Source organism: Gelidibacter mesophilus DSM 14095, from assembly GCF_000423005.1.
GTDB classification, from domain to species: domain Bacteria; phylum Bacteroidota; class Bacteroidia; order Flavobacteriales; family Flavobacteriaceae; genus Gelidibacter; species Gelidibacter mesophilus.
In genome coordinates, this window is record NZ_AUHD01000017.1 from 1 (window position 1) to 21,679 (window position 21,679).

General features: G+C 37.4%; 17 protein-coding genes and 2 tRNA genes. 11 read left to right on the top strand and 8 right to left on the bottom strand.

Annotated elements, in window-relative coordinates; genetic code table 11:
* Positions 1-196 precede the first annotated feature (196 nt).
* The gene (locus tag G525_RS0115840) at positions 197-2,653 is read left to right on the top strand and encodes a helix-turn-helix domain-containing protein (protein WP_027127026.1); all 2,457 of its coding nucleotides are present in this window, start codon (positions 197-199) and stop codon (positions 2,651-2,653) included.
* A gap of 70 nt (positions 2,654-2,723) precedes the next feature.
* On the opposite strand, the gene G525_RS0115845 is transcribed toward G525_RS0115840, so the two are convergent.
* A complete protein-coding gene (locus G525_RS0115845) occupies positions 2,724-3,866 on the bottom strand; it encodes an acyl-CoA dehydrogenase (RefSeq protein WP_027127027.1) in 1,143 nt (380 codons plus the stop codon).
* 91 nt (positions 3,867-3,957) lie between these two features.
* Here G525_RS0115845 and G525_RS0115850 point away from each other — a divergent pair, with 91 nt between their 5' ends.
* From G525_RS0115850 to G525_RS21225, 8 genes are all read left to right on the top strand, one after another.
* The gene (locus G525_RS0115850) at positions 3,958-5,022 is read left to right on the top strand and encodes an anhydro-N-acetylmuramic acid kinase (RefSeq protein ID WP_027127028.1); all 1,065 of its coding nucleotides are present in this window, start codon (positions 3,958-3,960) and stop codon (positions 5,020-5,022) included.
* Positions 5,023-5,228: 206 nt separating this feature from the next.
* The gene (locus G525_RS0115855) at positions 5,229-5,924 is read left to right on the top strand and encodes a MotA/TolQ/ExbB proton channel family protein (protein ID WP_027127029.1); all 696 of its coding nucleotides are present in this window, start codon (positions 5,229-5,231) and stop codon (positions 5,922-5,924) included.
* Positions 5,925-6,057: 133 nt separating this feature from the next.
* On the top strand, positions 6,058-6,450 hold the full coding sequence (locus G525_RS0115860) for an ExbD/TolR family protein (protein WP_027127030.1): 393 nt from the start codon (positions 6,058-6,060) through the stop codon (positions 6,448-6,450).
* 45 nt (positions 6,451-6,495) lie between these two features.
* Positions 6,496-7,377 (top strand): energy transducer TonB family protein, encoded by an 882-nt coding sequence (locus G525_RS0115865; RefSeq protein WP_027127031.1) that lies wholly within the window; start codon positions 6,496-6,498, stop codon positions 7,375-7,377.
* Positions 7,378-8,598, top strand: coding sequence for a bifunctional folylpolyglutamate synthase/dihydrofolate synthase (locus tag G525_RS0115870; RefSeq protein WP_027127032.1), 1,221 nt, complete (start codon positions 7,378-7,380; stop codon positions 8,596-8,598).
* A 60-nt stretch (positions 8,599-8,658) separates the two neighbouring features.
* Positions 8,659-8,733: transfer RNA gene (locus G525_RS0115875), tRNA-Val, on the top strand.
* Positions 8,734-8,774: 41 nt separating this feature from the next.
* A tRNA-Val gene (locus G525_RS0115880) sits at positions 8,775-8,849 on the top strand.
* Between the two features lie 203 nt (positions 8,850-9,052).
* Complete coding sequence (locus tag G525_RS21225; RefSeq protein WP_035479941.1) at positions 9,053-9,745, top strand: phage integrase SAM-like domain and Arm DNA-binding domain-containing protein; 693 nt, start codon at positions 9,053-9,055, stop codon at positions 9,743-9,745.
* Between the two features lie 83 nt (positions 9,746-9,828).
* Here G525_RS21225 and istB read toward each other — a convergent pair whose 3' ends face one another.
* From istB to G525_RS0115915, 6 genes are all read right to left on the bottom strand, one after another.
* Positions 9,829-10,560, bottom strand: a complete 732-nt coding sequence (gene istB / locus G525_RS0115890; protein ID WP_027127033.1) for an IS21-like element helper ATPase IstB — start codon at positions 10,558-10,560, stop codon at positions 9,829-9,831.
* Positions 10,561-10,571: 11 nt separating this feature from the next.
* Complete coding sequence (gene istA / locus G525_RS0115895) at positions 10,572-12,116, bottom strand: IS21 family transposase (RefSeq protein WP_027127034.1); 1,545 nt, start codon at positions 12,114-12,116, stop codon at positions 10,572-10,574.
* Positions 12,117-12,271: 155 nt separating this feature from the next.
* A complete protein-coding gene (locus G525_RS21230) occupies positions 12,272-13,120 on the bottom strand; it encodes an endonuclease/exonuclease/phosphatase family protein (RefSeq protein ID WP_211222942.1) in 849 nt (282 codons plus the stop codon).
* Positions 13,121-13,141: 21 nt separating this feature from the next.
* Positions 13,142-13,996 carry an endonuclease/exonuclease/phosphatase family protein gene (locus G525_RS0115905; RefSeq protein ID WP_027127035.1) on the bottom strand — a complete coding sequence of 285 codons (855 nt, stop codon included), beginning with the start codon at positions 13,994-13,996 and terminating at the stop codon, positions 13,142-13,144.
* Positions 13,996-15,735 carry a RagB/SusD family nutrient uptake outer membrane protein gene (locus tag G525_RS0115910; protein ID WP_027127036.1) on the bottom strand — a complete coding sequence of 580 codons (1,740 nt, stop codon included), beginning with the start codon at positions 15,733-15,735 and terminating at the stop codon, positions 13,996-13,998. Before G525_RS0115910 ends, G525_RS0115905 begins: the two co-directional genes overlap by 1 nt.
* A gap of 11 nt (positions 15,736-15,746) precedes the next feature.
* Positions 15,747-19,010, bottom strand: a complete 3,264-nt coding sequence (locus G525_RS0115915) for a SusC/RagA family TonB-linked outer membrane protein (protein ID WP_245577810.1) — start codon at positions 19,008-19,010, stop codon at positions 15,747-15,749.
* 431 nt (positions 19,011-19,441) lie between these two features.
* Between G525_RS0115915 and G525_RS0115920 the strand changes: the two genes are divergently transcribed.
* Both G525_RS0115920 and G525_RS22415 read left to right on the top strand, forming a co-directional pair.
* A complete protein-coding gene (locus G525_RS0115920; protein ID WP_027127038.1) occupies positions 19,442-19,660 on the top strand; it encodes a hypothetical protein in 219 nt (72 codons plus the stop codon).
* A gap of 429 nt (positions 19,661-20,089) precedes the next feature.
* Positions 20,090-20,236, top strand: coding sequence for a hypothetical protein (locus G525_RS22415; RefSeq protein ID WP_169514454.1), 147 nt, complete (start codon positions 20,090-20,092; stop codon positions 20,234-20,236).
* Positions 20,237-20,333: 97 nt separating this feature from the next.
* Here G525_RS22415 and G525_RS0115935 read toward each other — a convergent pair whose 3' ends face one another.
* Positions 20,334-21,620, bottom strand: a complete 1,287-nt coding sequence (locus G525_RS0115935) for a UDP-N-acetylmuramoyl-tripeptide--D-alanyl-D-alanine ligase (RefSeq protein ID WP_027127040.1) — start codon at positions 21,618-21,620, stop codon at positions 20,334-20,336.
* Positions 21,621-21,679 lie beyond the last annotated feature (59 nt).

Here is a 21,679-nt window from a genome sequence, read left to right on the forward strand (position 1 = left end):
GTACTGCATCTCGTGGGAGAGTAGGTCGCCGCCTTTTTTTGAGAGTCCCTTCATGGCAACATGGAGGGACTTTTTTTGTTTGTAGGGGTCAGGGGGCGTCATACACCATTTCAATAATGATTTCATTTAATCCGAAAGTACTTTAAATACACCTCAATTTTGTGTATTTTCAATGGCTGATACCAAATAGCGTAGAATGGATGAAAATAGGGATATTGAGTTAGCCTGGAATTTTGTGAACAATACCAATCAAAGTATTTTCTTGACAGGAAAAGCAGGTACAGGTAAAACTACTTTTTTACATAATTTAAAGCATAATTCTTTAAAACGTATAGTAGTTGTAGCACCAACCGGAGTGGCTGCAATCAACGCCAAAGGCGTCACCATTCATTCCTTTTTTCAATTGCCGTTTGGCCCCATCTTACCTGATGCTAATTCCAACACGTCCTCTGGTTTCAATAAGAAATTTAGTAAAACCAAGATCAATATTATAAAATCGATGGATTTATTAATTATTGATGAGATAAGTATGGTGCGCGCTGATGTATTGGACGGCATTGATAAAACCTTGAAGCGCTTTAGGAATAGAAATAAAGTTTTTGGAGGCGTACAAGTATTGATGATTGGAGATTTACAACAGCTTTCTCCCGTCATTAGAGAGAATGAATGGCAACTGCTAAAGCCCTATTATCAAACTGGTTATTTCTTTAGTAGTATTGTCTATCAGAGCTGTAATGCCATAACCATAGAACTCAGACACATCTACAGACAGGAAAATCCCAAGTTTATTGAGATTCTTAACGAAATCCGGAATAACACCTTATCACCAGCTTCTGCAGAGGAACTCAATAAAAGGTATATCAAGGATTTTAAACCCGATCCAAAGGAGGGTTATATAGCATTGACTACCCATAATAATAGAGCAGAACAGGTAAATAGTGCTGAACTAAAGTCTTTAACCACCAAATCATCTACGTATAAGGCGAAGATTTCAGGAAAGTTTCCCGATCATGCCTTTCCAAATAGCGAAGAACTAATTTTGAAAGTGGGCGCTCAGGTGATGTTTATCAAGAATGATAGCACTCCTGAAAAGCGCTATTTTAATGGGAAAATAGGGAAGGTCATTTTTTTGGATAAAGATGAAGTCGTCGTAAGATGTCCAGAAGATGAATTTAATATTAATACCACTAGAGAGGAATGGGAGAATATCAACTACTCTGTCAATGCTGAAACAAAGGCGATAACGGAAGATAAAATTGGCTCGTTTACACAAATGCCTTTACGTTTAGCTTGGGCTATTACGATCCACAAAAGCCAAGGCTTGACCTTTGAAAAGGCCATAGTGGACGCCCAAGGTGCCTTTGCGCATGGACAAACCTATGTGGCTTTAAGTAGATGTAAATCCTTAGAAGGTCTCGTGCTAAAAAGTAAAATTGATTCGAGCCAAATCATCAATGATCAACAGGTCAGTTTATTTACGCAATCCTCAGCTGAAAATCAACCCGATGAGCAAACGCTACAGTTGGCTAAAAAAGTCTTTCAACTCGAATCCATTCAGGACATATTTGATTTTTATGAATTCTTATATCCTATAAATCGTTTGTTGGACATCTATTATAAAAACCGAGGCAGCGTTCAAGGAAATGTGGAGGCTCCATTGATTTCTATAAAAAATGCGATTACTAATTTCTTAAAGCTAAGCAATAGTTTTAGTCTTCAATTGCATCAAATCTCAGATGATAAAAGTTTACCTGAAACCAATAGTTTGGTTCAAGAGCGATTTAATAAAGCCATTGCCTATTTTAAATCTGAAACTGAAAAAGGGATTGTAGAGGGTTTAAAAGCTTTCAGTTTTTCAACAGATAATAAAGGCATTGAAAATGATCTTATTAAAATTTTGGATACCATCGAAGAACTTGTTACGGTCAAACTCTCTTTTTTTAATGGTTTGGCTGAAGGTTTTTCAACGCAGAAGTTTTTGGAATTGAGGGCCAAATCAATATTCTTGACTAAGGAGAAACCAAAGAAGTCAAGAGCATCCGTAATTGATGGTACGGTTAATATTGAATTATTTGAATTGCTAAGAGAATTAAGAAATGAAATTGCGAATGAAAATGACTTGATTCACTATCAGGTCTTCACACAAAAAGCATTATATGAGATATGTGAAGTGCTTCCCGTCAATAAAAAGCAACTATTAGAAATCAATGGTTTTGGTAAAGTTAGGGTAGATAAATATGGTAGTCAGATACTCGAAGTCATAAAGGCCTATTGTGAAGAGAATGATATTGAAACTGATGAGTCTATTGTTTTGGAAAAGTCTCCAGAACCCAAAAAGAAAACGGCAAAAGTTGGATCTGATAAGATATCCTTAGAATTATTTAAATCTGGGAAAAGCGTTTCCGAAATTGCTGCAGAACGTGAGCTTGCTGAAACAACAGTTTTTGGTCATTTATCAAAATTTGTGGTGTCAGGTGAAGTCAAAGTAACGGATTTAATTTCAGAAGTACATTTTAAAGAACTGACGGAACTCATCCCAAAACAATCTTTCGAGAGTCTTTCAGAACTAAAAGGTAAACTTGATCAGAAATATAGCTATTCTGAAATAGGGTTAGTTTTAGACACTATTAGGGAGGAGGATAAGGATCTTTAGAAACTTTTCATTTATCATAAAAAAAGACCCAACCTATGTTGAGTCTTTTATTGAATTATGATTTGGAATTTTATTCTTTTATTAGATTTCTAGAAATGACAATCTTCTGTATCTCCGAGGTACCTTCATAGATCTGGGTAATCTTGGCGTCGCGCATCAAGCGTTCTACGTGATATTCCTTAACAAACCCGTTGCCTCCATGAATCTGGACTGCTTCAACTGTATGTTCCATCGCCACTTTAGAGGCAAATAATTTGGCCACAGCACTTGATACATCATAATTATTACCTTGATCTTTATCCCAAGCCGCTTTCATCACTAAATGGCGTGCAGCTTCAATATCCACATACATATCTGCTAATTTAAACGCAATGGCTTGGTGATTACAGATTTCCGTTCCAAAGGCTTTCCTCTCTTTTGAATATTTTAAGGCCAATTCATAAGCACCGGCAGCAATTCCTAAAGCTTGAGCGGCAATACCAATGCGTCCACCCGAAAGTGTTTTCATTGCAAATCTAAACCCTGCGCCATCTTCCCCAATTCGGTTTGCTTTCGGTACTTTTACATCGTTAAATTGTAAGGTATGTGTGTCACTGCCCCTAATTCCTAATTTGTCCTCTTTAGGACCAATATCAAATCCTGGAGTACCTTTTTCAACAATAAATGCATTGATACCGTGTGAGCCTTTATGCTTGTCCGTTTGTGCAATTACCAAATACACATCAGCGCGTCCACCACTGGTAATCCAGTTTTTAGTACCATTTAAAATGTAATGGTCACCTTTTTTTATTGCTGTAGTTCTTTGTGAGGTCGCATCACTTCCTGCTTCAGGTTCGCTTAGACAAAAAGCACCCAAAAATTCGCCGGTAGCCAATTTTGTGAGATACTTTTGCTTTTGTTCTTCGTTGCCAAATCTTTCTAAACCATAACATACCAATGAATTATTTACCGATACAATCACCGAAGCTGAGGCATCTATCTTAGATAATTCCTCCATGATCAGTATATAGGAAATGGTATCCATTCCACTGCCGCCATATTTTGGGTCAACCATGATTCCCAAAAAGCCCAAGTCTCCCATTTTTTTGACCAATTCTTTTGGAAACTGTTGCTTGTTGTCGCGCTCAATAACCCCAGGAAGAAGTTCCGAATCGGCGAAATCACGAGCTGCGTCGCGAATTAATTTATGTTCCTCTGTTAGCGTAAAATCCATAGTATAAGGTAATTGTTGATTTGTTAGAAAATGAATGCAAAGATAAGGTTTTACTACTATTTTTTCAATTTGAATAGCTATTTTTACACTTATGAATAAAAATCACTACAACGTTATAGGCGTGATGTCAGGTACATCCTTGGATGGGATTGACCTAGCCCATTGTTCTTTTACATACAGCAACCAATGGAATTTTGAGATATTGGAGGCAGAAACTTATGCATATTCCTCAGATTGGGTATGGAAATTGAAGAATTTGGTAACATTGACCAAGGCCGAATTAGTAGAATTGGATGAGGATTATACAATTTTTTTAGGAGAGACCATTCTTCAGTTTATTCAAAAGCATAAACTTTCCGGGTTAGATGCCATTTGCTCTCATGGGCATACAGCATTACACCAACCGGAAAATAGGCTGACCTATCAAATTGGTAATTTGCCAAATTTAGCAACCTTTTTAGATGAAACCGTAGTGTGTGATTTTAGGGTTGCTGATGTAGTTTTAGGTGGTCAAGGTGCGCCTTTAGTACCAATAGGCGATAAGTTGATGTTTTCTCAATATGAATTTTGTTTAAATTTAGGCGGGTTTGCAAATATCTCAACGGAAATTAGCGGGAAGCGAATCGCCTATGATATTTGCCCTGTGAATATTGTACTGAATCATTATGTAAGTGATTTAGGTTTAGATTATGATGATGCGGGGAAGATAGCGGCCTCCGGGACTATTGACCAAGCCTTGCTACAGGAGTTGAATGCTTTGAGCTTTTATGAAATCGCTTATCCAAAATCTTTAGGATTGGAATGGGTCAAAACAGAAATTTTCCCACTAATTGATGAACGCAATTTGGATACCAAAGATACTTTAAGAACTTTTGTCGAGCATATCACAATTCAAATTTCACAGGTCATCAATTCAAAAAATAATGCCTCAGTGCTCACGACTGGAGGAGGTGCATTTAATGATTTTTTAATGGAATGCCTGTCCGATAAAACTTCCAATGTTATTGTAATCCCCGAAAAAAAACTAATTGACAACAAAGAAGCACTCATTTTTGCATTTTTGGGCGTTTTAAAACTTCGCAATGAAAACAACTGCTTAAGTAGTGTGACAGGGGCATTAAATGATCATAGTTCAGGTAAAATTTATTATCCTTAAAATTATTGCAAATTTGATTCATAGCGATGCTTAGTTTTTTATATTTGTCACGAAAATTAAACGCGGTAACAGCGCTTTTTTGTTCTACATACAATACATCTTAAGCGCCTTACGATTAATGTCTACTAGAACACGAATAAAAAATATACTTAAGTTCAGTTTTGAACGTTTACACACTTATTAATTCAATTTTAATAAATTTTAATATGATATTACAGAGTACTATTCAAGATGGAGTGGAACTTGTTCCAGAAGCAGAATCAGTTGAAAAAACATTGTCCATAATTGAATTGATAAGTAGTGGAGGAACTGCGGGAATTATCATCATGGCCCTTTTGTTTGTGTTGTTGGTTTTTGCAATATATATTTATTTCGAAAGATTATTTGCTGTAAAGGCAGCATCTCAAATAGATTCAAATTTCATGAATCAAATAAAAGATCACGTGTCCAATGGAAAAACAGATTCTGCCCAGATTCTATGTGCCCAAGTCAATACGCCAGTATCTCGATTAATCAATAAAGGGATCAGCCGAATCGGCAAGCCTTTGGAAGACATTAGTACGGCTTTGGAAAGTGCAGGACGATTGGAAGTTTATGAATTGGAAAAAAACGTGAGTGTTCTGGCTACCATTTCGGGTGTAGCGCCAATGATTGGATTCTTAGGTACTGTTATTGGAATGATTTTATCCATCTTTGAAATTGCAAACGCGGGCGGTCAAATCGACATCAAACTTTTGGCAGACGGACTCTATACAGCAATGACTACCACTGTTGGTGGATTGATTGTAGGTATCGTCGCCTATATGGCCTATAACCATTTGGTAGTTAAAACAGATAAAGTTGTGCATCAGATGGAGGCCAACTCATTAGAGTTTTTAGACCACTTGAACGAACCGATTTAATTCAGTCTGTAGTTGATAATCTTTAGTTCTCAAATGCGGGAAGGTTAAGTTGGAAGCCTAATTTATTGGCACTTGCCTGCTGAGCAGACATGAGAAGGCATTAGAAAAATGATAATTTGAGTAATACTTAATTATGAATATAAGAGGAAGAAATAAAGTAACACCAGAGTTCAATATGTCGTCAATGACAGATATTGTTTTCTTGTTATTGATATTTTTTATGTTGGCATCTACATTGGTAACGACTAATGCTATTGACATCTTGCTACCTAAAGCTGGTGGGAAAACGGAAAATAAAAAATCGGTCGCTGTAAGTATTACCAAAGATTTAAACTATTATATCGATCAAAAGTTGGTTGGGGAAAGTGTTTTGGAACTTGAATTAAAGAATGTTCTCGCCAATCAGGAAGAACCTACCATTGTTTTAAGAGCTGAAAAATCCGTTGCTGTAGAGAATGTCGTTAAGGTAATGGACATTGCCAACAGAAATAAATTTAAGGTGATATTGGCGGTTAAGCCTAATTAAGGCCTATTTCACCTGCATTGGAATTTGTAGATTTTATAAAATGAAATGAAATATCTGAAAACCAAACATGAACGCAATTCAGCAAAACTCACCACACTTATTGTGGTTATTCTGCTGTTGCTATTATTTGTGATGGGGCCTCCCTATATGGATCCGCCATTGGAATATGGGATTGCAGTCAATTTTGGTGATTCAGAAGTAGGCAGTGGCGCTGTACAACCGCTTAAACCTGTTAAATCAGAACCCAAAGAGGTGGTCACTGAACCGGTGGTAAAGGAAACGAAAGTTGAAGAAGAAAAGACAGAACCTACAAAATCAGAACAACCAGCTGAAAAAGTATTGACGGAAGACAATTCTGAAGCTATTGCCATGAAAAAACAAAAGGAGGCTGCAGATGCCAAGGCAAAAGCGGATGCTAAAGCAAAGGTAGAGCGCGTGCAAAAAGCAAAGGAAGCTGCCGAAGCTAAAAAACGGCAGGAAGAAGCTGATAAAAAGGCTAAGTTGGATGCCTTGATTGGCGGAGTTAAAAAATCGGAGGGTAAAACCACCGGTGGCGAAGGTGATGATGCTAAACCAGGGGATAAAGGCCAATTAGACGGCGATCCATATGCTCCGAGCTATTTTGGACAACCTGGTACTGGTAGTGGGGGCAGTGGCGGTGGTTACGGATTAAACGGCCGAGGCAAACCTTCAAATAGTAAAGTCGTACCTGATTGTGATGAAGAGGGAAGGGTCGTGGTAGAAATCCACGTGAACAGAGACGGCCGGGTTGTAAATGCCATCCCTGGAAAAAAGGGAACTACAGGAAATATATGCCTCTATGAAGCCGCCCGAAAAACGGCGCTCACCTATAAATGGCCAGCCGATCCAAAGGCGCCATCTACCCAAGTAGGTTTTGTGAAAATCGATTTTAGCGTTACTCAATAAATGACCTATCAAGATACAGTCAATTGGATGTTTCGGCAGTTGCCAATGTATCAAAACCAAGGCAAGACAGCTTATAAAGCCAACTTGGATAATACTCTGCAGTTAGCTGAATATCTTAAGCATCCCGAAAATAACTTCAAAAGTATCCATGTGGCCGGTACCAATGGGAAAGGTTCGACGAGTCATATGTTGGCGTCCATTTTACAAGAATCGGGTTACAAGGTTGGCCTCTATACGTCTCCACATTTAAAAGATTTTAGGGAGCGTATTAAAATCAATGGCAATGAGATAAGTGAGGACTTTGTTGTAAAATTCATCCGCAATCACCAATCATTTTTTGAAACACATGCGTTGTCATTTTTTGAAATGACAGTCGGAATGGCTTTTGACTATTTCTCTAAAGAAAAAGTGGACATCGCTATTGTTGAAGTAGGGATGGGAGGACGGTTGGATTCTACAAATATCATTACGCCAGAGCTGTCTGTTATTACAAATATTGGGTTAGATCACACCCAGTTTTTAGGAACGACGTTAGAAGTCATCGCGTATGAAAAAGGTGGAATCATAAAGACTAATGTGCCGGTGGTTATAGGAGAAACGCAACCAGAAACAGCTCCTGTTTTTAAGAAGCTTGCTGCCCAACGTGATGCCGATATCTTTTTTGCAGATCAGATAGAAGCTTTACAAGATTATAACTCCGACTTAAAAGGCGCTTATCAGAAGAAAAATAAGGAGACAGTGCTGGCCGCAATACATATCATTCGTGAAAAGTCGTTCGAAATATCAGAGGAATCACTTAAGAACGGCTTTCAGTTTGTTATAAGGAACACAGGACTGAATGGGCGTTGGCAAATTCTGCAGGAAGAACCAAAGATTATTTGTGATACAGCGCATAACGCTGAAGGTTTAAAATATACCATGGACCAATTGTTAGAAGAGCGATATGTACAGTTGCATATGGTGTTTGGGGTTGTAAATGACAAGGATGTAACTTCCATTTTATCTTTATTGCCTAAACATGCTATCTATTATTTTTGCCGACCTAATATTCCGAGAGGATTAAATGCAGAAGAGTTACACAATATTTTTGTTGCGAACGGATTTAAAGGTGCCGCTTATGGTAGTGTTAAAGACGCGTTAAGTGCAGCAAAACAATGTTCTACAAAATTAGATGTGATATATGTAGGTGGCAGCACCTTTGTTGTAGCAGAAATAATTTAAAATTTTTATTAAAAAGCTTTTGGGATATCAAAAACTAATCTATATTTGCATCCCGTAATAGGGCGATTAGCTCAGCTGGTTCAGAGCACCTCGTTTACACCGAGGGGGTCGGGGGTTCGAACCCCTCATCGCCCACTAAAGTTCATACATTGTATGGACTTTTTTTATAAACAGCAGGTCCATTAACTCAGCTGGTTCAGAGTGTCACGTCGACAACGTGGAAGTCACTGGTTCGAATCCAGTATGGACCACTTTTATGGTATTTTTGTAAATTATAATATATGTAATTGTTTGATTTACAGGTAAATACATTTTAATAGTTGTTAAATGATTTGATTTAACATCAAAGTTTAGGTGACCTATTCGGTTAGCTCGAATTATTATCTTTTAGGTTTTAATTCTATTATACGTATGGTTTGACTTTCGTTTTTAATGAATATTTAAAAAACGAACTATGCGAACATCAAATTTATCAATTACGTTCTGGCAGAACGTATCAAAGAAGAAATCTGGCAATGCGCCATTATATGCCAGAGTCACTGCAAATGGCATACGTTTAGAGATCAGTTTGGGTAAGTCCATTCCTATTAAGTCATGGAGTAAGACTACAAAAAAAATGATTGGTAGATCAAGCGACAGCCAGCAGGTCAATGCCCATATTGACCAAGTTTACTTTAAACTTTTAGAATGCCAACGGCAATTAAACCTTGAGGGAAAGGTCATAACAGCCAGTGCGATTAAAACCTACTACTACAAGGAGGGCAACGATCAAAAAACTTTAGTTGATTTAATAAACTACCATCAAAGGATTATGGCAAACGTCATTAAGCCGAGTACTCTAAGCCATTATTTTACCACAGAAAAATATTTGCTTGAATTTTTGGAATGTTCCATGAAATCAAAAGACGTAAATTTAATTGATATATCATTTGAATTCATCAGTGAGTTTGAATGCTTTCTTAGAAAAAAAAGCAAATTGAATCATAACGGCGTTATGAAACACTTGACAAGGTTGAAGAAGCTGATAAATTTGGCTATCAAATTAGATTGGTTGGTAGGAAATCCATTTGTTAATTTTAGCATAAGATTTTTAAAGACGGAACGAGACATTCTTAACAAAAATGAATTGGCCGTCATTGATGGATAGGACGGACAAAGTGAACCACACGCAGCGGATGAAAGTGAGCATATCAAAGTAAGTGCTCAAAATCGATTCATTTGTGGTTAAATTTAGTGATTATCTTTTAATTTTTTGCGCATAGATTCTCCTTTTATATCTATTCTATGAGCTGTGTGCACAAGGCGGTCCAAAATAGCATCTGCAATGGTCTGTTCCCCAATAATTTCATGCCATGCTTCAACCGGTAATTGGGAGGCAATGATGGTACTGTGTTTACCGTGCCTGTCCTCTATAATTTCCATAAAAGAATGCCTGTTGATACTATCCAGTGCTTTAAGTCCAAAGTCATCCAAGATGAGCAGATCCTGTTTCTCTAGCTTATTGATTTGCTTTAAATAGGAACCATCGGCTTTTGATGTTTTTAGCATGGTAAAGAGTTTATTGGTATTAAAATACATCACTTTGTAGCCCAATGAACATGCTTGGTGACCAATTGCCGATGCCATATAACTTTTCCCTGCACCTGTACTTCCCGTAATGAGCAGATTCTGTTTTTGTGTTATAAAATTACAACTGGAGAAGCGTTGTATTTGATTTTTATCTAAACATCTTGAAGCATCATAATCGATAGCTTCCATAACGGCACTATATCTAAAATGTGCCGCTTTTGTCAATCGCTCTATCTTTCGGTTCTGCCGGTCATCCCATTCACTTTGGATGAGATACGCAACTAGCTCATCATTGGTATAGGTAATGTTCTGTGGTGACAAACTCCCGTCGAAGGCTCTATACATACCGTATAGCCTTAACTGTTTCATGTGCTCTAATGTCTGTGCGTTCATTGTTTATGGTTTTATTTATAATAATTACTGCCTCTAATGTTATTGTGACTGGGGATATCCGGTTGCTGTTCGACATCTTCATTTAAAGTGTCCCATCCGTTTTTAAGGATGCGTTCTATAATGTTATAGTTGTGCGCACCATAATCCAGAGCGCGTTTGCAGGCATTGTCCAGTCGTGCATTGCCCACTTTTTTTGTAAGATGCAATATGCCCAGACAGGATTTATAGGATTGCTCGGGATGTTGTTTTTTGTCGAGTATTTTAATGATGAGTTCTTTGCAGTGATCTCCTATCTGGTCAGCCCAGGCAATAAATTTCTCACTGCTCCATTCACTGACAAAACGGTGTTGAGAAGGCATGTGCTCCTTTATGGAGGTGTACCCGTATTTTTGTTTTGTTATTGAATGGACCGTGAGCAGCTCCTGCTGATGGTAGACCTCTACAGTACTATCTGAGTAAATAACCTTGACCCGCTTTCCGATATGCTGATAGGGCACGCTATAATAGTGTTTATCCTTTCCGAAGTAAATATGACTGTTTTTATGGACCGTTGCGTTTGCAGAACGTTTGATCTCATAGCATTTTGAGGGGAGTGCCTTGAGTTGGTGTTTTTCAATCTCTTCAAACAAAGAATGGCGTGAGTACTCCCGACCTCTAAATGACATGTTGTTATGTAATTTAAGCTGTTCCAGTATGGCTTTGTTGAGTTTTCGCCTATTATGGAACATCTGGTTGCGTAATGGTGCAAATACACGGGTATATATAATCCGTACAGCATTTTCAACAATGGCCTTGTCCCTCGGCATATAGGCTCTAGTGGGCAATACTGCCGTTTTGTAATACGCTGCAAAGTCGGCAAAGTCTTCATTTACCTTGGGCTCGTACCGGCTGCCCGTGGTCACAGCAGCCCTTAAATTATCAGGGACTAAAGCCTCGGGTACTCCGCCGTAAAACCAGAGTGCATTTTCAACGCAGGCCATAAAATCTTCTTTCTTTTGGCTCTCACAGGCTTCTACATACGTGTATTGACTGCTGCCCAAAACGCAGACAAAGACCTCCAGGTCTTGTATTTCTCCTGTGTGACGGTCCACAATGGAGAGCTTCTTTCCCGTAAAATCGATGAAGAGCTTGTCGCCAGCTTTATGGGAAAAGTGCATCACTGGAGACACCTCTTTCGCCCACTCCCGATACCAATATCTAAACTGGGTGATCTTGAAGCCATCTGGGTGTTTGCCATAATATTCTTGCCAGAGCAGTTCTTTGGTAACTCCAGTTTTCCGAAGCTCCTTATCAAAATAAGGGAAGTATTTTTCTAGGGTCAGTAACTGTGGGCTCTTTTCTTTTTGATCGGATTTAAAGAGGTTGTTCAGCTCTTCAAGTGTCATAGCAGACACTTCGTAATTCGTAAGCTGATAACGCTTGAAAAAGTCAATGTACTTGGTAATGGTACTACGTGAAAGTCCTGTGATTAGACTTGTCTTGCGCTTGCTGACACCTTCGCTGTAGAGTTTAAAAATCTGTTTTATTTTTCGCATATCTATTTGTGTATTTGCCATGACCTTTTTAATTAAAAAGGTCGGAAAACCTGTACAAATAGAATCGATTTTTAGTGGTTCACTTTCATCCGCTGTAGGTGGTTCACTTTGCTCCGCTGAGCTATGCTCACTTTAATCCGCTGGAGGTGGTATACTATGCCCGTTGTTTGCACTACTCACATTTTGAATAACTTATGAAATTCGAGTATTGCCAATACCGGTAAATGATCTGAAGCATAGTGCTCAGACACGACACTATGTTTTTTAATTTTAAAAGCTGTTTTGGGTTTAAAAGCTATAAAATCAATTGCTTTTGTTGGGTTGATAACAGGTATTGTAGGTAAACATAATTCACAGGTACGGGTGAATTTTTGATCAAAAACTTCAATTACCTGACTTTTTTCAACAGCATTGAAATCTCCTGCAATAATTATGGGTATTGATTCCTTCTGTGTGATTTCAATGATTTTATGAACTTGAAGCAGTCGGTTTGTATGGTCCTTCTCAGAATCAAGATGGGTGTTGGCAAACCAAATTGATTTGCCATCCGGCAACTTAATTTGAGACATCGTTAAAATACGAGGTTCGCCAGTTCTTTCGGGACTTGAAGGAAGATGATAAATCTGAGACTTCAGAATGGGAAACTTAGAAAGAATTGCTAATCCATACGCTCCATTTTGAAAATCTATTGCTTTTCCAAAAAACACGTGAAACCCTAAAGCTTCCGCAATTTGCTCAGCTTGATTTCCAAAACCTGAACGTTCTGTATTGGAATCTACTTCCTGTAGAGCTACCAGGTCTGCTTTGCTATTTTTAATTACGTTAATAATAGCAGGAAGATCAATTTTGTCTTTTATAGATGGTGGGTTTGCATGATGGATGTTATAGCTTAAAATTCGCAGTTCATTACTGATTTCAGTATTTAATGAATCCTGTGCATGTAGTTTCGAGAAATCTGAAATGAGGACCATCATAAAGACTGTCCCCACTATTAAATTTTTAACTTTTGAATTCTTTGTAATCATAGTATATTTAGAGTTTTATGTCTAATCAGAAATCTTAACTTTAGCAATGACTGGAAAATGGTCGGATATAAATTGGTCACCGCGTTGGGCATCGAGGATTTGTATGCTTAAGGGTTTTACAGCGCCTTTATAAAATATATAATCTATTCGATCTTTAGAACTTTTACCTTTTACATTCCAGCCATTGGAACTGTATTCAGGACCATATACGCGGTCCTTGTCTAGAGTGAGATAGGGATCATACAAATTATGTTCTAAAAGAATTTTAATAGGCTCACTCTTGGGTGCGCTGTTAAAATCACCAGTAACTAGAACAGGTTCTGTTTTGGCAATGCTTGTTATTTCTTCAGATAATAGCTTGGCACTTTCTATCCGGGCATTTTTACCCCGATGATCAAAATGCGTGTTGAAATGATAAAAGATTGTGCCTGTAGCTTTATCTTTAAACCAAGCCCAAGTGACAATGCGTGGCAATGCAGCATCCCAGCCTTTTGAAGCGACTTGCATTGGCGTTTTTGAAAGCCAAAATGTATTATGGTCCAGGAGTTCGAACCTCTCTTTTTTGTAAAAAATTGGAGAAAACTCTCCTTTATTACCCCCTTCACGACCAATACCAACATAACTATAAGTTGGTAAAAGTTGTTGCATATCTATAACTTGTGTATGTGTGACTTCCTGAGCACCTATAAGGTCAGAATCAAAAAAACGGATGCTATGTGTAAGCCATTCTTTGCGATTCTCCCAGACATTTATGCCGTCCTCAGCACTGTTGTATCTAACGTTAAAAGAAACTACGGTAATTTCAGTGTGCTGTTCTTGAGAAATTGCACCGCTGGTTACCAGCAGTGCAAAAATTATATAAATTAGTTTTTTCATTATTTCCAACCTGGGTTTTGTTCAAGATTTGGGTTCAACTGTAATTCTATACGAGGAATAGGATATAGGTAATCTTTATTTTCATCAAACGTTCTATTATTATAATCAGGATGTGGATCAATTAGACCATTCGCATCAAGTGTGAAATCAGAACCCAATTTATAATATTGTACACCACTTATAGGGTCTGATGGTTTCTCGCCTTCATATAAAACAACATTAAGCGTGCCATCACCTGTAAGATCGTAAGATCCTGCCCCTGGAAAATATAAACCGCGAATTGGCTGGGTCAAAGTTTGTCCAGCTCTCCAACGCACCACATCATCCCATCTAAAGTTTTCCATAAAAAGCTCAATACGTCTTTCACGTCTGATTTCTAAAATAACCCCCTTGTTTACACCTAGTACCCCCGGATATTGTGATGCCATAAAATTATCTGGTAAATTATTGGAAGCATCAAGGCTAAGATTGGGCATATTGACCCGTTGTCTCAGTAAATTAATGGATGTGTCCAAATCTTCCTGAGAAAGGCGACCTAATTCAGCTAAAGCTTCTGCATGATTTAATACGACCTCACCAAAACGATAGATAGGTAAATCAGTGATTGATTGCCCGTTTGTATCGTAAACAGGTTCTGTAACGTATTTAATAATTTGATACCCTGTAACAGTTGCTCCGAGATTTGGCGCAAGTGGTGTGTTTTGACCTTTTCTTGTATAACCTGGTGTACGAATGGTTTGAGCTAAACGGGGGTCTCTGTTTTGCACTTCTTCTGTAAATGATAATTGATTATATCCCGAAAGATCAGTAAATCTGGTGCCATCCGCATTAAGATAACTGTTTACAAGATCTTTTGGTATGCCAGGACGCCCATAGGAACTGGTAGTGGTATAATAATTAACATTGTGTCCTATATTAAGGTCCTCAGAATATGTTCGGGCTAATATAACCTCCACACCATTGGCGTCGTGAGAATTAAAAAGTTCAGCATAATCTTTATGTGGATTACCTGTAGCAAATATCATATAGGGAGAATTGTGGATTAATTCTTGCGAAGCAGCAATGGAGGCTTGCAAGTATTTCTCATAACCATCCATTCCTCTGTATTTGTTATAGGTGCCTTCATAAAGACCTACACGGGATTTTAGTGCCAGTGCAGTATACTTTGTTACTTCAAATGTGTTTTGCTCTTCTTTTAAATTTTCAATTGCCCAATCAAGATCTACCAGAATTTTATCAACTATAAACCGACGGCTATCTCGAGGTTTAGTCAAGGCTTCGATGTCATCAGCTAAAATGGGCTGATCATACCAAGGAAGCTCTCCAAAACGTTGCAGTTTATCAAAGTAAAATTGAGCTCTAAAAAAACGAGCGACACCACCATAGTGTGCTTTGGCCTCTTCGTCGTCGCACTTTTCATATTCTTGAAGAAAAAAATTAATATCCCTAAGGTATTGCCAGTTCCACCCACCACCAGAAGTTGGTACGAGACGAGTGCCACGCATTTCATCACTTAATTCGGTTTGTATAATATTATCTGTAGTGGCCTCTCCATTGTATATTGAAGTACTAGGCCACATTCTATAAAAACCATTTGTGTATAGTTGAAGATCACTAGGTGTATTGAAAAATGTTTCAGCAGTAATTTCAGATAAGGGCTGCTTATCTAAAAAATCATTACTGCAAGAATTTATGTTGAAAGCTATAAATATTCCGATAATAATATGTTTAAAATTCATTGTCTGGGTTTTTAAAATTTAAGAGAAATACCTAAAGAATAGGTTTTTGAGAACGGGTTAGTCTGGGCTGTACCTCTATTTGTTGAAGGTGATGGACTATTTAAATTTACAGATGCGCTTGCCGCTTCTGGGTCAATATATTCAGTTAAAGGAGAAAAGGTGAGCAAATTTTCACCACTAAAATAGATACGTAATTTAGTAGCAGATTTTGAAATGATTCCGTCAGGTAGGGTATAGCCTATAGTCAAATTTTTAAATCTCAAATAGGCGACACTTTGCAAATACCGGTCATTAACTTTCTCAAGAGAGCCTCCTAAGGCGATATAGCCATAATTTCTTGGGTAATACGCATCTGGGTTTTCAGGACTCCAAATTTGATTTGCTAAATCTTTTCTTATAAATGAATTATAAGGTCTGTTATAAGGTCCCCAAAATATTCTGGAATCTGAATTCGGATACCAATCCTGCTTACCAACTCCTTGGAAAAACATGGATAAATCGAAACCTTTCCATTCTGCACTAGCCAAGAAGCTATAGAGGTATTGCGGTGCGGAGTTTCCAATAATTTTGCGGTCTCCCGGATTGTTAACAGTATTTTCTCCTTCTCCTATATAGCCATCCCCGTCTAGATCGATGTATTTAACATCACCAGGTTTTAGTCCGCCACCTGCAGAGATACGGTTTGAAACAAAGCTTTGATCTGCGTGATTTGCTATTTCGTTTTCTGTTTGAAAAAGACCGTCAATCTTATAGCCCCATAATTCGCCTATTGTCATTCCTTCATAAAAATCTACTAGGCTTAGATTAGGGTTGTCAAAATTTGTTATTTTTGTTTTAGAGTTAGATAAATTACCTGTTAATGAGTAGGAGAATGGATCTTTTGCCAAAATAAAAGAATCTGTATATGTCAATGAAAGTTCGAAACCTTTAGTTCTCAAATCTGCTGAGTTTTCCAACGGAGATCCCGTTCCTAAAACGCTTGGTAGTGTAGCGCCTGGAGAGAGCATGCCGTCTGTGTCCCTTTGAAACCAGTCAAATGTTGCAGAAAGTTTATTGTCTAAAACACTTATGTCTATACCTAAATTCATAGTGCTTACCTTTTCCCAGGTAATTTCTGAAGGGTTTAAAGCAGGAGATTCGATGTAGTTTAATTGACTTCCGTTTAAAACATAATTGTAAAGGCCATTTGGTAAGGTAGGAAAGTATGCGTAATTGTCAATATTTTGATTTCCTAAAGAACCATAAGATGCCCTAAGTTTAAATTGATCAAATGTATTTCCTGTGACATCTTCAAAGAATTGTTCTTTATTGATTAACCATGCTGCAGAAGCAGAAGGAAAAAAGCCCCAGCGATAATCAGTGGGAAACCTTGATGTGGCATCATATCTACCATTAAGTTCTAGCACATATTTATCTTGATAATCATAAGATAGTCTGTAAAACAAGCCTTGCAATGCCCATTCAGATGCACCTCCTGACACCGCGGGATTTGATGTAGCTAAACCCCAGGAGTTTAAATCATTAGAAATCAGATTTTGTTTGCTGCCTGAAATGCTGTTAGTTACATAAGTTTCCTGATTGAATCCAAGTGTAACCTTTAAGTTGTGGTCTCCAAAATACCCCCTATATTCACCATACACGTTTAGGGCATCAAACTTACTTTCTGTGCGATATTCATTTAAATAGTCATTACCCATGAGCTCTATTTGCTCAGGATAAATGGAGTAAGGGATTCTCGTTGATCGCTGATACCGACTAAAGGTGTTTCGTCTTATAGCGTAATTGGCATTTAATGTTAACCCATTTAGAGGTTTTATCTCAACGGAAGCGATATTGCTGAACTCATTATTGAAAGTTTGCTGCTTTGTAGTTCCTTGCAATAAGCCAGCATAAACACCATCACCTATAGTGTAATTATTTAATTCTGTACGCCACAAGGCACCGCCATCAGGATTTACAGGAACATAGGACGGTAGGGCATGCACCCAAATTAGACTATTCCAGATATTACGGTAGTTGCCATATTGACTTCCGCTGTGCTCAAGATCTTCTGAGCTATTGTATTGCATGTTGTTTGAGAACGATAGCCATTCTGAAGCTTTAATATCAACTTTACCTCTTAAATTGTATTTGTCATAAGTGTCTTCTTGAACTTTTAGGATTCCTGTAGATTTAAAATTTCTGTATGAAAAATAGGCTTTTACTTTTTCAGAACCACCAGCAATAGAAGTTGTATAAATTTGCGTGGGATATTTTTTTCTGAAAAATGTATCCCACCAATCTGTTTGTCCATAATGAATGTATTGATCTTTACCATTTCGTTGATCAATTACAACACGTGCTAATGAAGGGTTCTGAGAAACTTCGTAGAGCGCCTGCATGTCTTTTTCTGTGTAACCTGTGTAAGAAGCCCCACTATTATTTCTAAAAGCCTCATCCACTATAGAAACTGCTTTAAAGGGATCGGTTAAAAAATCAGTATTCATAGTAGGTGAATTGATAGCGGTAGTCACTCCAAAATTAACCCGTACGTTCCCTTTATCGCCATTCTTTGTCGTTACCAACACCACACCAAAAGCACCTCTTGCTCCGTAAATTGCTGCCGCTCCTGCATCTTTAAGCACACTGATGGATTCAACATCGTTGGGGTTTAAATTGCTTAAATCGCCTTCAATTCCGTCAATTAAGATTAAAGGGGTACCTCCGTTAATAGAGGTAAAACCTCTGATATTGATTCGCGGTTCAGAGCCCATTTTACCAGTGCTTTGTGTTACGTTTAAACCAGGGCTTATGCCTTGTAGACTAGTGCTAACGTCAGCAACAGGTCTTTCATCAATATTTTGGGTATTAACTGTGCTAACAGCTGTGGAGAGTTTTTCACGACTTGTCTTGCCATAACCTATTATTACAACTTCATCCAGTGTACTGTTCTCCAGCTCCATTTGAATTTGTAGTGGGTTTAAACTTGTAATCATAAGCTCCTTGGTTTTAAAGCCGATATAAGAAATTTTAATTGTAATTGGCAACTCAGTTAGAGTAAGGTTGAAATGTCCATCAAAATCTGTTGAGGTTCCATTTGTAGTATTTAATTGGGTAACGGAAGCTCCTGGTAGTGGCATCCCTAAGTCATCTAGAACTACGCCTTTAAGTGTTTGTTCAATAATTGTTTTGGAAATCGAGTCAACTGAATGTGTGATATAATGTGTTTCAGATTTTGCTGAGGTAGTGTTAAGCAATAAAGAAATAATTAATAAAAAGGAAATTGAATTTTTCAAATAGATTAAAATTTTTCGTAATTTGTATTTCATGATAATAGAACTATGAATTTATACTGTAGTTTTATTTTAAAGAACCCGTTTCTGTTGTAGCAGAAGCGGGCTTTAAATTATTAGACTGGCTCAAATTTGTTTTTTAATCTTATATGAAGGGTTTTAAATTAGAAGATTATTTTTTTTTGACAAATTAAGTGTGAATCATTTGGCTGTGGATTACCAAACTATTAAGTAAATGTTAATAGTTGAATACATCAATTATCAGCTTTTATAAGCTATTAATATTACATTGCTTTAGGGTATTTATATTATAAATAACAAGATCTAATGCAACAATGTTAGCAGAGTGATGATGGTCAACAAGATTAAGTAAGTAGTCGGTATAAATTTTGGAGATGAAACAGGTTTATTAATCCATTTCATTTTATTTATCAATGAATGATTTTATTTGTAATTTTGAATTTTCGAAATCAGCCCATACGTTCAAAAAGGTGACCTATTCGGTTACCTTGGAAGTTTTTGATATTGCAAAGCCCTTGTTTTCAGGGCGATGTGTCCACTGGTTCGAATCCAGTATGGACCACATCAAGCAGAATCCTGATGCGAGAGCATCGGGATTTTTGTTTCCTGAGAATCCCAAGTCAAACACTTGAGGATTCTCAGGAAACAAAAAAAATACGAAGGGCGCTGCTGAGCGCACGGGATTGTATTTGCAGGAGTGGTTTTATTCTGGCTCAACTTCTGGCTCAACGCAGTTAATCCATTGCAAATCTCAAGTCCAAGACTTATCAGTGAATTAAACATTAAATTAGATTACTCAGAAGTTTACAGAACGCTGTATATGTCCGCCGACTTTGAAGAGACCCAAAGTGATACTGTGAAAGCGTTCACCTTAAGCGTGCTTATAAAACTCAAAAGAATCAAACTCAAAGGTTGCTAAAAATATCTTTTAACAATGATGACTCGTGCTGCGTTTATTTGTAATGACATAGATTAATAGCTGTGTATTGAAAATACGGAAAAGACGTAACTTTGTTTAATCTTTACATTACTTTTGATAAGGATTACCTAAAGCACCCATCATGCCAAAACCCAAAGGTCAGAAAAACGCTAAAAACAAAGCCAAGCATACCAAGCTTCTTGATAGGAAAATTAATAAGCAAAAAGCTGATAAAGAACTTCGAAAAGAACGACTTAAGGCCATTATCAAAAAGGCGAATCCGTCATAATTGAGCTTTTCATAAAAAATTTCCGAACAATCTAAATTTGTTTGGAATAGGCAATGTTATTCGCTTTCCCAGATAAACTATAATGAACTAGTCTAGGTCATGACAAAAGCTCTAAAATGCGTTCCAGAGCCATTCCACGCGACCCTTTAATCAGCAGAAATGAATTTGTAATACGATTGTTTTGAAGCTTGAATTTTAAATGGTCAAAAGTTTCAAATTTTTCTATGTTTCTTTTTTTGACATTCGTTTTATAAAAATTCTTACCCACTAAATGCACTTTCCCAAAGACGTTTTTTTCAAGATAATCTACAATTACCTGATGTTCACTTTCCGCAGTTTCACCCAATTCAAACATATCCCCTAAGAAGATTATTTTTTCTCCTTGTTGCAATTGATTAAAATTTTCAAGAGCCGCCATCATACTTGTGGGATTGGCGTTATAAGCATCCATGATAATTGTATTGCTTCCTTTTTTAAGAATTTGCGATCGGTTATTGGTAGGTATGTAATTCTCAATGGCGCTGATAATCTGTTCCGAGGCCACTTTAAAATAAGAACCTATGGCTACTGCTACAGCAATATTATTAAAATTGTATGTCCCTGTCAGTTGACTTTTAATAACAGAATCATTATAGTTTAGGGTTACATAGGGTTGAGAGTCGATGATTTTTAATTTGGTGTCCGAAGAGGTGAGGGACCCAAATTTATGGATATGCTGATAATTTAAAGTTTGTTGTACCTGGGTAGCATCGTTGTCATTGACGAATATAGTTTTCTTATGAGCCATTAAATAATCATACAACTCGGATTTTGCTTTGATGACCCCTTCAAGACTCCCAAAGCCTTCAAGATGTGCTTTACCAAAATTGGTAATCAGTCCATAGTCAGGATTGGCGATGGTGCACAAAAATTCAATTTCGTTGGGATGGTTAGCACCCATTTCTACTATTCCAATCTCGGTATTTCCATTCATGCCTAACAAGGTTAAAGGAACACCAATATGGTTGTTTAGGTTGCCAAGCGTTGCGGTCGTTTTATATTTCTTAGACAACACCGCATTGATTAATTCTTTGGTAGTGGTCTTCCCATTACTTCCCGTAAGCGCAATTATAGGAACCCCCAATTGATTTCTGTGAAATGCGGCAAGTTGCTGTAAACTCTCTAGGACGTTTTCTACTAAAATAATCCGTTCATCAATGGCGTAGGCTTCTTCGTCAACCACGCAATATTTTGCGCCAGATTCCAAAGCGTGCTTGGCAAATTCATTTCCATTAAAATTGTCTCCTTTTAAAGCGAAAAAAATACTGTCTTTTTCAATTTTTCGAGTGTCGGTACTTACTGATGTGCATTGTAAAAAATGCTGATAAAGTGCTTCTATAACCATAAAATAAATGTAATAAAAAAGTCCTAACGTTTAGTTAGGACTTTTTATATATTTTAGTT